The sequence below is a fragment of the Pseudomonas sp. PDM03 genome (assembly GCF_014852385.1).
Lineage (GTDB): Bacteria > Pseudomonadota > Gammaproteobacteria > Pseudomonadales > Pseudomonadaceae > Aquipseudomonas > Aquipseudomonas migulae.
On sequence record NZ_JACVBM010000004.1, the window covers coordinates 204,243 to 217,569 of the forward strand.

General features: G+C 57.9%; 9 protein-coding genes. 2 read left to right on the forward strand and 7 right to left on the reverse strand.

Annotated elements, in window-relative coordinates; translation table 11 throughout:
- Positions 1-8: 8 nt before the first annotated feature.
- The 4 genes from IB254_RS09430 to IB254_RS09445 all read right to left on the reverse strand — a co-directional run bounded on the left by IB254_RS09430 (position 9) and on the right by IB254_RS09445 (position 6,934).
- Entirely contained in the window at positions 9-5,219 is a 5,211-nt protein-coding gene (locus IB254_RS09430; RefSeq protein ID WP_192417112.1) for a Tc toxin subunit A, read from the reverse strand.
- Between the two features lie 204 nt (positions 5,220-5,423).
- The gene (locus IB254_RS09435) at positions 5,424-5,795 is read right to left on the reverse strand and encodes a hypothetical protein (RefSeq protein WP_192417113.1); all 372 of its coding nucleotides are present in this window, start codon (positions 5,793-5,795) and stop codon (positions 5,424-5,426) included.
- A 152-nt stretch (positions 5,796-5,947) separates the two neighbouring features.
- Positions 5,948-6,307, reverse strand: coding sequence for a PilZ domain-containing protein (locus IB254_RS09440; RefSeq protein ID WP_032828936.1), 360 nt, complete (start codon positions 6,305-6,307; stop codon positions 5,948-5,950).
- Between the two features lie 252 nt (positions 6,308-6,559).
- Positions 6,560-6,934: a tetratricopeptide repeat protein gene (locus IB254_RS09445; RefSeq protein WP_008031709.1), complete on the reverse strand. Its 375-nt coding sequence runs from the start codon at positions 6,932-6,934 to the stop codon at positions 6,560-6,562.
- 157 nt (positions 6,935-7,091) lie between these two features.
- Between IB254_RS09445 and pyk the strand changes: the two genes are divergently transcribed.
- Together pyk and IB254_RS09455 are read left to right on the forward strand one after the other, a co-directional pair.
- Positions 7,092-8,543: a pyruvate kinase gene (gene pyk, locus IB254_RS09450; RefSeq protein ID WP_192228617.1), complete on the forward strand. Its 1,452-nt coding sequence runs from the start codon at positions 7,092-7,094 to the stop codon at positions 8,541-8,543.
- Positions 8,544-8,761: 218 nt separating this feature from the next.
- The gene (locus tag IB254_RS09455) at positions 8,762-10,081 is read left to right on the forward strand and encodes a hypothetical protein (protein ID WP_192417114.1); all 1,320 of its coding nucleotides are present in this window, start codon (positions 8,762-8,764) and stop codon (positions 10,079-10,081) included.
- 56 nt (positions 10,082-10,137) lie between these two features.
- Here the strand turns inward: IB254_RS09455 and IB254_RS09460 are convergent, their stop codons facing one another.
- From IB254_RS09460 to IB254_RS09470, 3 genes are read right to left on the reverse strand one after another with little or no spacing between them, the layout of a single operon-like run.
- A complete protein-coding gene (locus IB254_RS09460; RefSeq protein WP_192417115.1) occupies positions 10,138-10,884 on the reverse strand; it encodes an enoyl-CoA hydratase-related protein in 747 nt (248 codons plus the stop codon).
- Between the two features lie 28 nt (positions 10,885-10,912).
- Positions 10,913-11,848, reverse strand: a complete 936-nt coding sequence (locus tag IB254_RS09465) for an iron-sulfur-binding ferredoxin reductase (protein WP_192417116.1) — start codon at positions 11,846-11,848, stop codon at positions 10,913-10,915.
- Positions 11,841-12,947, reverse strand: coding sequence for a GGDEF domain-containing protein (locus tag IB254_RS09470; protein ID WP_192417117.1), 1,107 nt, complete (start codon positions 12,945-12,947; stop codon positions 11,841-11,843). The genes IB254_RS09465 and IB254_RS09470 overlap by 8 nt, the downstream gene beginning before the upstream one ends.
- Positions 12,948-13,327: the final 380 nt, after the last annotated feature.

The following is a 13,327-nucleotide window of genomic DNA, read 5'->3' on the forward strand; positions in this document are numbered from 1 at the left end:
GGGAAGCATCAGGGGTACTTTTTATTGGTGGCAGAGGCGACGACCTCGACGTAATAATCACTTGGCAAATAGGGAGATGTGCCGCCACCAACAGACAGATTCGCATTGAGCAAGTAGTTTTGTGGCACCTCCATTTTTGAGGAGTGCAGTTCCCACCCTCCATTTTGGCCAACGACTGCATCGCCATAAACCAAAGAGGCTTCGTGTCCCTTGACCAGCGTCACTGTGGCTCCAGGGCGTCCGAATCCGGAAAATACGGGGTTGGCAGCAACCTTGGCGCCGGTGCAGGGCGAATGGATATGGGGAGGTGCAAAGTAGTCCTCTTTCACAGTCACCGTGACATCCGGCGCCCAATACTCGGCACCCGCGGCAGCCAGTAACTTGATGGACAACGTGCACGGTCCCTCCGCTTGGGGTTGCGATAGCTGGACACTCCATCGGCCTTGATCATCGACTTGAGTCTGTGCCCGATAAGGCAAACCCTTGCCGATAAAAATCTGAACGACGCTGCCTTTCGCGCCAGTGCCACCCACCACCATCCGCGGCTCCACCTGCGTAGCAGGCAGCGGATGCTGGACCACGGGCGCGCCGGGGGACAGATACCCCTTCAACACCAGCGTCTGATCGATCCGGTTGCACAACCAGGTCAATTCGAAGCTGCCATCGCGCAAGTTGGCGCAATCGATGGACCAGCTCATGGTGCCGCCCGAAACGATGGTGTACTCCCCCGTCAACGGTGCAAACGTCATCCCCATGGCTTTCGCGGAGAAAGGCGCGCTCCAGCCCAACACAGCACGTGCACCTGTAAGGTCATGCGTGGTCTCAGGAGCAAGTTCGAGCCGGTATTTGCGGTTGCGCGAAAGGTTAAGGAAGCCACCCGGTTCGATGATGTGCTCGACAGGAGCTGTTTCGTCGGTCAGGTCGATGAGCTTGATGAGCCACTGCAGCGGCTCAACCACTTCCAGGTCGAACACCCGCTTGTCAGTGCCCCCCTGCATAAGGGCCGTGACCTTATAGAGCCCTGCTTTGGCAGCAAGGAACGGGAATGTCGAGCGACCGTCGCTATTAGTAAGCACTACTGTTTTTTCAGGTGGTTCATCGTCCGGAGACTCAACAGTCCACTCAATTGCATATCGGGCAATCGGCGAAGCGTCGTTGTCCGTCGCCTCCCTGACCTCAATCCACAATTGGCTGGGACGGTCAGAACCTGCAACCGGCAAGAGATAATCGGCCGATTGCCCATGCAGCACAGCGGCGCTGGCAACCTCGAGCTCAAGGGATTTACTGCCGTGGGTTACAGAGGCCCTCACTGTCAGCGGTCCTGCAACAACGGATGGCACGGTGAGCGTCGCTTCACCATTCTCGTCACTGTCGTCGGTGCCAAGCGAGGTTTCACCCTGGTAGAAAGTGACCGTGGCCCCCTCGAAAGGCCTGCCATCCAGTCCAATCACTAGACAACTCAACTCCAGCGGCAGTCCCACCACAGCAGGTGACAACACCTCCAGCACCGCAATGCGAGGCCGATCAACAAAACTGATTTTTTCGAATTTCAGAACATCCTTGCCTTCGTACCGCGCGGTTGCTGTGAGATCGGCCACAGCTTCCCTACAGCGCAAGCGGGTTCGGGCAAAGCCGTCCTTGTCGGTATAAGACACAACCGGGTCCAGATTTCCGCCTGTACATCCCCACTGAACAGGGCGATCCGCAGCAAAATTACCAAACTTGTCATCCAGCCTTACCTGAAGCTCAAGGTATTCGAGATTCCCGGCCAGTTTCGGTTCGAAAGGCGGAACACTGGTGTCGGCAATTACGTAGTCGATAGAATCCTCGTCACAATCAATCAAAACAGGTTCGGCATAAACCCGCTGCCCCAAACCATAGCGGGCAACGACTTTGGCCAGCCCCATCCAGTTCCCCGCCTTGAAGCGCACGCTCGCTCTCCCTGCGTGATCGGTTACCGACGTCAGATCCTGCAAGCCGCAGCGCTCACACTCCCAGGTCACCGTAATGTTGGCCAGAGGCTCGCCCTGGAAGTCTCGCAGCGTGACTTCTATCCGCGCGTACTCTCCGGGAGCGCTGGCGATCAGTCGGTTGGTCGAAACCGTTGTAGTGCCCGTCACACTTTGTCCGACTTCACCAAACTCCAGCGCTTTGCTCTGGATGGCCGATTCAGACAAACACTGCACAGCGTGCTCTGCCGCCTGGCGGCAGCTCTGGACATCGCTTTCCGGGCTCAGCATGCCCAAGTCCAAAATGGCCTTCGCATCCAGGCCAGTGGTCGCGGCACAGCCTCGCGCCCGGATCACAAAGTCAATCTGCGACATCTCACGAATCAGCGGCAGATCGGGTGCGAGATAAGTTGCACACTCCAGTACTTCCTTGATGCCCCATTTGACGGCCTGCGCCAGTGCGCTCGCAGCACCATCACGAATAAGCCGAATGTCCTCCGGAGTCAGTTGGGGCGGAAGCTCATTGACCAGTTTCAAGTACGCCAGCAGCTTCTCGGCCGGCTCCTCGGTGTGAATGACCGCGCGACCGTAAATGGTCAACAGGTAGAAGGTATCGAGGGTCAGTTCCTCGATTTGCCGAAGCCCGAACCAGCGCCAATGCTCCTGGGTCGTCAGCGTGGCCAGCATCGCGGAACTCAATGCGAGTTTTTTCACCACTGCAGTACGGCGAACCAGATGGGCCAGCATTTTAAGAATATCGTCGCCGACCGCGATGGTTTGTTCCGTTTGTGTCACATCGCCCAACACCCGCATCGTTTCATTGAGCAGCAGATAGACACCGTCCGACTCTACCCACCGCAGCACGACCAGGGCCTGGTCCTGTTCCACATTGAGATAAACCGCCAGACTCTCTTGCACGACGGCGCTCTGCGCAGCCCGGGTCTGCAGCACGATCGCCAGAATGGTCGCCCGTACTCGCTCAGCTTGAGTTTCATCAACCTCCGCCATCTCCACCGCACCATTGATTTCATCTTTGGCCCAGCTTTCGTACGACGCGTCGTCTACCGCACGGCCTTTGACGATCAGCCCCTTTTCTTCAACGATCTCGCTCAGCAAAGTCAGCCAATCCGTGCCGAGGGCTGCGCGAACGGGTGGAATGCCTGCGCCCAACAGCGCGTCCTCGGTCAAGCGGGTCGGTTCCAGACGCTTGCGCAACTCTTGCAACAGCGTCAACTCGGCCTCTGAAGCCGCTGTCGGCACTTCCACTGGCGACACGTGCTGCACCAGCCAGATCACCTCAAGGTTGTTTTCCCGACACCATTTCACGCAGGATTGAACGGCGTGCAGCACATCCAGCACGTCGGCCCTGCCGATCGTTCTATAGCTGCCAATGTGGGGGTGGCCCAATAACTCGCGGAGCCAATCGCTGCCCATGGGGCTCATGGTTTCCAGCAACGCCGCCAGTTCTATAGAGGTCACACCACAAAAAGACGCCAGCCTGACCAGTCGATAAAAGCTTGAAACGACCCTAACGCTGCGCTCCAGTTCATTGCGCATGCCGTAGCATTCGGCGACCACCCGGGCCAGATAACGCCAGGTTTCCAGGTTAATGCCCAAGCCGCTGCAGATCTGGTCTACCGTGCGACGATCACTGTCGGTTTGCGGGTGAATGGCAAACTTGTCGCCGTCGAGACGAAGCGGTGTGTCGAACAACGATTGGCTGTTGAATACACGGTCAAACTGAGATTGCTCCTCGCCGCGAGCACAGACGCTCATCTCGTCGATCAACGCGGCAAAATCCTCGGCCGAGCATCTGAACTCCCGACGAAAATCCTGAAAGAGCCCAATGGCTCGCAGGGTACTGTCGGTGATTTTGTAGGATGGAGACGCTGACGCTTTTGCCAGTGGCTCGTTCGCCGATTTTCGCGTTTGGGCACGGGCGGCGGCCACCAACAGAAGATCGCATTGGTCGTACGGCAGATTGATCTGCCGAGCCAGGCGAAGCATGCGGTTGATCAGGTCGAAGTGCCGTTTGGTCGCGTTTTCCAGTTTCCTGTCTGTCTGAGCGCCCTTTGGTTGGGCCACGCTGATTGCTGGTCCGGTGCCTTCAGCGTTGATAAACACAGAGCCGAATGTTTTCGCGTCAACTGTGGGGGGCGGGATAACGTTTGGGGAAACGTGGGGGGCATAACGTTCGATCGACAACAGGCTGGCCAGTTGGTCCGAATTGATCGAGGCCTGAATACAGAACTTCACCACATCAAGCAAATCGTCGTAAGTGGCACCGAAATTCACTTTGAAAAAATCGTCGTTGGTGGCCTGCGGATCAGGGTCGATACGGCCAGTGCGGTAATCCACGCGCGGGGTTTTCGCCTCCTCGATCCCCACGGTACTCATGACGTAACGCTCTTCCAACAGTAACGCCTGCATGGCCGGCCCCAGGCCACTGGCCTGGCGCATGGCAATACTCGAGCGGCCTCCGTGAGCCCCTGTTTCCTTCCAGTACGGGAATTTCGGATCGGCGATCCGCACCACATCCCCCAGGCTCAAACCCTGTTGCTGCAACACATGGTTCCATTGCTCCCGGTACCACTCGAACGGCAACGTGGTCATGGGATACCGCGCCTGGAGCAGCCGGTCATCAACAACCTCATCATTGGCCCGAGGAGGGGCAAAAGGCTGACTTTCGATGATTTGACCCAGTACCTCGTTGACCAACACCACCGTCGGTGTCATCTGGTAAGCCATTTGCGGATCGATGACACGGGTTGCCAGATCAGGCCGCCGGTCCTTCATTGCTAGTTTTTTTGAAGCATCGGCATCTGTGCGTGCTTCGAGCTCAAGGGCCTTGGTGTACAGCTCCACGAAGTACGCGGCCGGCGAATCGTTGGCATCCAGGCTACCCACAGGCGTGGTCTCACCCCAGGCGGGATTGAACAGTTTTTCATAATCGGGGCCATCGACCAGCGCGTTGATGCCGGTGTAGTGCAAAGCGTTGCGCGGTGTATGGCGGGTCAATCGGTGATTGCGAAACTGCCGTGCAACGTGCACCAGCACGCTGTTGGCCTTGTCTTGCACCAGCCGGGCTTCATGGCTGGACAAGCCGAACGTGTCGATCAATCCTTGCTGCCCCATCCGCACCAGTTGCAAGACCGAGCCGTCTTCTTCGAGGAGGTGTTGGCCTTGCGTCAGGATTTCCATCCGCTCCCGGCCTATTGTCGAATCGAATAGCTGCGAGAGGAGTGAGTTGCTGCGGGTGTCCTTGGTCATGGGAGCTTTCCTGAAATCGACGTGGAGACTTCGTGCTGAAGTTTTAAGCGATTTAGAAAAGGGTCGTAACCTGCGATAAGTGACAGTAGCGACGAACGGTCGATACGCTTATGCCGATGGAGAATGGCGTATGAGGATGGAGTGAACAACGAGTACGGGGAACATCGAGAGGACATCACGTCCTCTCGATGGATTGCTGGTTAGCTATTCAGCTGCAGGTGGGATGTTCCGAGGCGGGGTCAATACATAAAAATTGCCCACACCCAGGAAGTCAGTTTCATCTCCTGAGCCACCGCTCGACCACCACCATTTATGCCGAACACCCAACCACCAAGGACCAGGCTCTAACGTTTGAGTATAAGAAAACGATCCGTCACCGCTAGCGTATTGATGAGTTTCCTGTTGCATGGCAGCAAACTGGTGGAAATCAAGCACCGTTCGACCGTTTTTCAACCCGCCGGAACTGTACGGAGAAGTGCCAGCAACGACAAATGGCGATCTGTAATGACCGCCCTCGATGGGAGTTTTCATACCGTGCCCTGTGAGAATCGAGGGGCCATCACTTACTTCAGTCATAATGATTCGCCTTTGTCAGGAAGTTTCAGGCCGTTTTATCTCAGGCACGACGGCTCTACTAGCTGTTAGAAATAACAGTGCCGACGAATGGTTCGCAATGGTCTTTCAGCCGGTGCTTTTGGGTTGCCTGTCGCTCGCGATGACGATTCAACTCATGCCGAAGCCGGCAACGGCTGAAAACTGAAGTACTGCTTCAACGCCTCCACCAATTGCCCAAACTCCGGCGGTGCCCATTGCAGGCTGAACCCGGCGTCATAGTGGTGAGGGGTTGCGTCTTCGTGGCACCACAGACAGCAGGCCTTGAGGTCGATGACCTGCTGGCAGCCATCGGCCATGGGGATTTTCAAGCGCAGATCAAAATCGGCGCCGATCATCATCGGCAGCTGACTGATGAGCATCAGCCCGTCTTCAGAGACGTTGCCCAGGAAACCAATCGGTTTGTCGGTGACGCTGTTGAACACTTTCAGAAAATACGGCAGTTGATGCCGCTCGATCCGGCGGTCAGTGAACATGCTGATTTCGCTACGCAAGGCCCTTAAGCAGGGCCGCACTAATGCTTCGGAACGGGCCTGCCTGCCGTTATCAAACAAGGGCCCGGCAATGAGCGCGCTCTCCCCGATCCCGGTGCGGCAGTCCATGAAACCGCTGCCACTTACGCCTGCCGATCACAGGTGTTACGTCGATTTAGAAACAAGGCTCTAAACCGGTTTATTCGACTATAGCTCACCACCGCCGGTGAGCCAGTGGTTGAATGACCGCTGCAATCAGAACCGCGTAGGGCGCACCGCCGCCGCACTGCGCAGCGGGTAGTGACCCAGCGACTGCAAGGTTTCCAGCCGGGCGCGGGCGCGGTAGGCGTACTCGCTTTGCGGGTACGACGCCTGGATGAACTGGTAGGTTTGCGCCGCATCCACGAACATTTTCTGCCGTTCCAGGCACAAGCCGCGCAGCATCGACACTTCTGGCCACACATAAGGCCGCGCGCGGCTGGCGCGTTCGACTTTGGACAGTTCGAGCGTAACCTGCTCGCAATTGCCACGGTCATAAGCGCTGTAGGCATTATTCAAATGATGGTTCATCGAAAAACGGGTGCAGCCCACGACACTGAGGGCAAGGGCGGCTATGAGCACGAATCGCATGGGGGTTCTCCTGTCTTGAGCTCTGTATCGACCCTTGGGCGAAAATCTTCAGGAATGTTCATTTAAAGATAAAAACGAATAAGTAGTGCAAACGAACAATGACTACACCCCAAGAGCATAGTAGCCTCACTCAGCGCTTGAACTCAGGAGTCTTTGCATGTCCGTCCGTCGTACCAAAATCGTCGCTACCCTTGGCCCGGCCAGTAACTCGCCGGAAGTTCTCGAACAGCTGATTCTGGCTGGCCTGGACGTCGCCCGCCTGAACTTCTCCCACGGCACCCCCGACGAGCACAAGGCTCGTGCGAAGCTGGTGCGTGACCTCGCTGCCAAGCACGGCCGCTTCGTTGCCCTGCTGGGTGACCTGCAAGGCCCGAAAATCCGTATCGCCAAATTTGCCAACAAGAAGATCGAGCTGAAGATCGGTGATCAATTCACCTTCTCCACCAGCCATCCTCTGACCGAAGGCAACCAGCAAGTGGTCGGCATCGACTACCCGGACCTGGTCAAAGACTGCGGCGTGGGCGACGAGCTGCTGCTCGACGACGGCCGCGTGGTAATGCGCGTCGATACCGCCACCGCCACCGAACTGAACTGCACCGTGACCATCGGCGGCCCGCTGTCCGACCATAAAGGCATCAACCGTCGCGGCGGCGGCTTGACCGCTCCAGCCCTGACCGAGAAAGACAAGGCCGACATCAAGCTCGCTGCCGAGATGGAAGTCGACTACCTCGCCGTGTCCTTCCCGCGTGACGCCGCCGACATGGAATACGCCCGTAAGCTGCGCGACGAGGCTGGCGGTACTGCCTGGCTGGTGGCGAAGATCGAACGCGCCGAAGCCGTGGCCGACGACGAAACCCTCGATGGCCTGATCAATGCGTCCGACGCCGTGATGGTGGCCCGTGGTGACCTGGGCGTGGAAATCGGCGATGCCGAGCTGGTGGGCATTCAGAAGAAGATCATTCTGCATGCACGCCGCCACAACAAGGCCGTGATCGTGGCGACCCAGATGATGGAGTCGATGATCCAGAACCCGATGCCGACCCGCGCCGAAGTGTCCGACGTAGCCAACGCCGTACTCGACTACACCGACGCCGTGATGCTGTCTGCCGAAAGTGCTGCCGGCCTGTACCCGCTGGAAGCGGTGCAAGCGATGGCGCGCATTTGCGTCGGCGCTGAAAAGCACCCGACCAGCAAGACCTCCAGCCACCGCATCGGCAAAGAGTTCCAGCGCTGTGACGAGAGCATTGCGCTGGCAACCATGTACACCGCCAACCACTTCCCGGGCGTGAAGGCCATCATCGCGTTGACCGAAAGCGGCTACACCCCGCTGATCATGTCGCGTATCCGTTCCTCGGTGCCGATCTACGCGTTCACCCCACACCGTGAAGCTCAGGCGCGCGCCGCAATGTTCCGTGGCGTGTACACCATTCCGTTCGACCCGGCTTCGCTGGCTCCAAATGAAGTCAGCCAGGCGGCAATCGACGAACTGGTCAAGCGTGGCGTCGTGCAGAAAGGCGACTGGGTCATCCTGACCAAGGGCGACAGCTACCACACCACTGGCGGCACCAACGGGATGAAAATCCTGCACGTTGGCGATCCGATGGTTTGAGTGACCGGTTGTTGAAAACAAAAAGCCCCGCTATGTGAATGGCGGGGCTTTTTTTGTTATGAAAACAGACAATTACACTTTTCCAACGTCACTACCTGTCAGATATGACAGTAGACAGCTTTCTGCACGCCTCGCTAAATGCGATTGAGCTTCGGGAATATGGATGATCGATAGCCACCCTGAAGTTAAATCATTATTTATTCAAGGAGCAGAAAAAAATGACTGAATCACAGCTTAGCCCAGGTGAACTCGACCCGAGCTTTGGGCCATCCACAACTCCCGGATACGTGGTGCTGAAATACGCCGATTTCATGACGACTAACGGCCAGATTGTTTCTGAAGCACCCAACGGCAAAATCTATATCGGGGGAAGCAGTTGGTCACCTGATACGGTGCTAGGTGAGCATTTTTCCCTGACTCGGGTTTTGAGCGATGGCACGCCCGATCATGGTTTCGGCAAAGCGGGTACCACACACGTCAGGCTCCCACGGCCTGGCAGCGACGGCTTAGGCACATCACCCTTTCAAATCTTCTATCTGGGCAGTGGCGCAGAAGACAAAATTCTTGTAGCCGTAGGCCGAAGCGCTGTGGGAGAAGGCGCGTCGACGCAAGCAAGCTACCTGGTTCGCTTGACCGATAAAGGAGAGCTGGACAAAAGTTTCGGTAGCGACGGCATTTTGCTCCTCGACCCATCTTTTGAAACCAACTCTGATCAGTCGTTGAGCTCAGATATCATGCAGTCCGGTAATACCTCGTCAAGCCGCAGCGTCCAAGTGGCAGACGGCAAGATTTATGTTATTTCCTCAGCGTTTGAACCAGCGATAGGGCTTATCGCCAGGGTAATGTGTTTCGATTACGACGGTAGGCCAGAGCTGTCATTTAATAACGGAAAAGGTTACGTATCCCTGTCTGAAGTACTCCACGTGCGCAGCTCGTTTGACGACATCGTCGTGCAGGATGGCAAAATCACAGTATGCGGATGGGCCGGCTCAGGTGCCCTTCTGGCTCGCCTCAATATCGATGGACGTTTTGACAAAAGCTTTGCTGGCACCGGATACCGACTTTTGGAAGGACCCAGTTTTGTATTTAAAGCCCTTGCAGTACTGCCTGATGGGCGGACCGTCGCCACAGGTTATGGCTTCCCCGACCGTCATGGCTTGCTTGCGGCTTATACACCTGAAGGGCAGATCGACAGGACGTTTAATCAAGGTGCTCCCGTTTACGAGAATTTTGACAATTCTGCTGCGGTCCTGTTTTTGGGCATGGGGTTTAAAGACGGAAAAATTATTGCCTCGGGAAGATATATCCGTGGCGCTCAGAGTTTAAATTTTGTCACCGCGCGATACCTGAGCAATGGTAAACGCGACACAACCTTTGGAAACGCCAAGGGCTGGGTGACTCCCGAGCTTAGCGGCTACCGCCCTCTCGCTCATGGAATGGGCATGCAATCCGACGGAAAAATACTGGTGGTAGGAAATGACTATGATGGCTTTTATGGCAAAGCGGTCATCGTCACACGGCTTTTGAACGGTGTCTGAAGAGTGGTGGTTTTTTCGAAAGGCAACGCCTGGCCTGTCGAGCCGCTGCCTTTTGTCTACCGATTGATAAACCCCGACAACGCCGCAATCGCTTCCGGCGAGCGCAGCCGCTGCGTGAACAACGCGCCCTCTTCTTCTATCACTTTGCGCAGTTGCTCACGGTCCGGGGCTTTCATCAATTGTTTGCTGATGCGCACCGCTTCCGGCGGCAGGGACTCAAACCGCAACGCCATCTCCCGCGCTTTGGCCAACGCCGCTTCGCCACTGCCCAACGCTTCGGTCGCAATGCCCCACTCGGCCGCTTGTTCACCGCTGAAACCTTCACCGAGCAATAACAATTGCGCCGCTTTGGCATGCCCGAGCAATCGAGGTAAAAGCAGGCTGGAACCGAATTCCGGGCATAAGCCGAGGTTGACGAAGGGCATGCGCAAGCGCGCATCACGGCTGACATACACCAGATCGCAATGCAGCAGCAGCGTCGTGCCGATTCCCACGGCGGCGCCAGCCACGGCGGCGACCACCGGTTTGCGACATTCGAGCAGGTTGAGCATGAAGTGGAACACCGGGCTGTCGAGGTTGCTCGGCGGTTGTTGAATGAAGTCGGCGATGTCGTTGCCGGCGGTGAAGCACTCGGCGCTGCCGGTGATCAGCACGGCGTTGATTTCGGGGTCGGTGTCAGCTTGTTTCAACGCCTCGGCCAAGTGGCTGTACATCGCACGGGTCAGGGCGTTTTTCTTGTCGGGACGATTGAGGCGCAAGGTCAGCAGGCCGCGTTCGCGTTCAATCTGGATGGCATCGGTCATGGTCGGTCTCGCGTCTGGAAATCAGCGCTCAACCGCGGGGCAGGAAGACGTCGGCCAGCAGTTGATTGCGCGGCAGTCCCGCCAGGTACAGGCGCCGTGCGAAGGCGTCGACGCTGTCGGGGGACCCGCAGAGTAAGGCCAGGGTTTGCCGGGAAACAAGCCGCAGTTGCGCCAAAGCCGCGGGCAACTCGGTCGGCGTCCACAGCTCGATGCTGAGGTTCGGGCGGCTGGCGGCCATGGCTTGCAGGGGTTTGGCCAGATAATGCTCATCGGCATCATGGGCCAGGTGAATGACGCGGATGGTGCCCTGGTGATCCTGACGCAGGGCTTCGCGCAAAACGCCAAACAACGGACCCAGCCCGGTGCCGGCGGCCATCAGCCACAACGGTCGGGTGTGCCAGTCGGCGTCGTAATGCAGTGCGCCGCCACGCAGTTCGCCGAGACGCAGCGAGTCGCCGATCTGCAACTGACGCGCAGCATCACTGAATGCACCGGGCTGACGACAATCAAGGTGAAACTCCAGAAAGCGATCTTCTCCCGGCAGGCTGGCGAGGGAATATGGCCGCGCCACGTGACCGGCCCACAACACCAGATGCTGCCCGGCGCTGTAGCGCAACGGACGCAGAGGGGTCAGGCGCAAACGCAATACGCTGCTGCTCAACCAATCGACGGCGGCGACCTCGGCCGGGCTGCCGTCCTGTAGCGGGTCGAAGGCATGCACCTGCAAATCCTCGATCACCTGACACTGGCACGCCAGGCGCCAGCCTTGCTGACGCTGTTCTGCACTCAAGGCATCGGGGCGGCTATCACTCGGCAATCCTTGCGTGCATTGCACCAGGCACGCATGGCAACTGCCGGCGCGGCAACTGTAGGGAACGGACACGCCGTTTTGATTCAACGCGTCGAGCAGATTGCTGCCCACTGCCACCGACCATTGACGATCGCCGACCCGCAACTCAGGCATCGACGTTCTCCCACGCTGCCGCGCAACGATTGCGGCCGTCGCGTTTGGCGCGATAGAGCGCCTGATCGGCACGTTGCAAGGCATCGTCGAGATCGTCGCCCGGCTCCAGCAGCGTCATGCCCGCCGACAGGCTGAGATTGCCGACCTTCAGGCCGATCAACTCGACATCGGTGAAGGCAATACGCAGTCGTTCGCAGCAGGAGGTCAGGCGTTCGCCGCTGCAATCGGGCAGCAACACCACGAACTCTTCGCCGCCATAGCGGGCCAATACATCGCCCTCGCGCAGGCAGGCGCTGGCCACACCGGCGAAGGCTTGCAGCACTTGATCGCCAGCAGCGTGGCCGTGCATGTCGTTGATGCGTTTGAAGTGATCGAGGTCGATCAGCGCCAGGCCATGCAGCACGCCGGGTTCCATGGCGTTGAGCTCGCGGGAGGCCAGGCGCAGGAAATGCCGGCGATTGAACAGCCCGGTCAATTCGTCGGTGGCCACCAGGTCTTCGAGCTGGCGCATCATTCCGCGCAGGGTGTCCTGATGCGCCTGCAAGGCAAATCGACGCTGCCGCATCCGCAGGCGTGAGGCCTGGACGTAACGGGCGTAAAGCTCCAGCCAGACCAGCACGATAAACAGCACGCACACCTGTAACGCGGCCAGCGCCGGATCGGCCAACTGGAAGTGGTAACCCTCCCACAGCGTGATCGTGCTGAAACTGAAAAACACCAACAGCGCGCACCGCAAAAAGGCCCGACGCGACAGGTGAAACAGCCCGAACAACAGAATCAGCACGTAGAACACCAGGAACGCGCCGCGTGCCTCATCCAGATTGGCGATCAGCCAGGTTTGCCAGCCCAGCCCCAGCAACACTTGTGCTTCGGTCAGGCTGGGATCGGAAAAACGCAGGTTGCAACCGCTGTAAAACACCGCGAACAGTGCCGCCTGACTGATGACCACCAGTGCGCTGCCGACGGCGACATTCGCCAGGGGTTCATCGTAATGACCAGTGAAAAACGCCAGCCACAGCAGCAGTAGAGCCAGGGCGTAGGTGCCGGCCGCAAGGGCAAAACGTTTGAGCAAAAGGCGCTGGATAGCGTTATGGGTCAATCGTTGACTCACCGTGCGAAAGGAGGCTGACCGAGTGTCCTACTCTACAGACCGAATGCCACTTTAGTGGCGTGTCTGACAAATGACCATTCAATTTTCAGGCCGGAAAACCGGCGTCAAGGGCATGACTTTAGACCCTCCCTGAATTTGCGCAAAAACATCACCACTGTGTAGGAGCCGGCTTGCTGCGGGCGGCGCTCCGACGATGGCGGTCTGACATTCAACATTAATGTCGACTGTTACACCGCTATCGCCAGCAAGCCGGCTCCTACAGGTAATGCGCGTGAATCTGTACGACCAACGATTGACTGCCGGCGCGTGTGCCCGCCTGCGAGGCGCGTTATACTGCCGCGCCTTTTTAGCGTCGCGCCAGCATGCCC

Excerpts from the sequence above, each read along its gene's own strand:
- pyk (WP_192228617.1), top strand. The coding sequence starts at position 7,092 with ATGTCCGTCCGTCGTACCAAAATCGTCGCTACCCTTGGCCCGGCCAGT.
- IB254_RS09430 (WP_192417112.1), bottom strand. The coding sequence starts at position 5,219 with ATGACCAAGGACACCCGCAGCAACTCACTCCTCTCGCAGCTATTCGAT.
- IB254_RS09455 (WP_192417114.1), top strand. The coding sequence starts at position 8,762 with ATGACTGAATCACAGCTTAGCCCAGGTGAACTCGACCCGAGCTTTGGG.
- IB254_RS09440 (WP_032828936.1), bottom strand. The coding sequence starts at position 6,307 with ATGTTCACTGACCGCCGGATCGAGCGGCATCAACTGCCGTATTTTCTG.
- IB254_RS09435 (WP_192417113.1), bottom strand. The coding sequence starts at position 5,795 with ATGACTGAAGTAAGTGATGGCCCCTCGATTCTCACAGGGCACGGTATG.
- IB254_RS09465 (WP_192417116.1), bottom strand. The coding sequence starts at position 11,848 with ATGCCTGAGTTGCGGGTCGGCGATCGTCAATGGTCGGTGGCAGTGGGC.
- IB254_RS09445 (WP_008031709.1), bottom strand. The coding sequence starts at position 6,934 with ATGCGATTCGTGCTCATAGCCGCCCTTGCCCTCAGTGTCGTGGGCTGC.
- IB254_RS09460 (WP_192417115.1), bottom strand. The coding sequence starts at position 10,884 with ATGACCGATGCCATCCAGATTGAACGCGAACGCGGCCTGCTGACCTTG.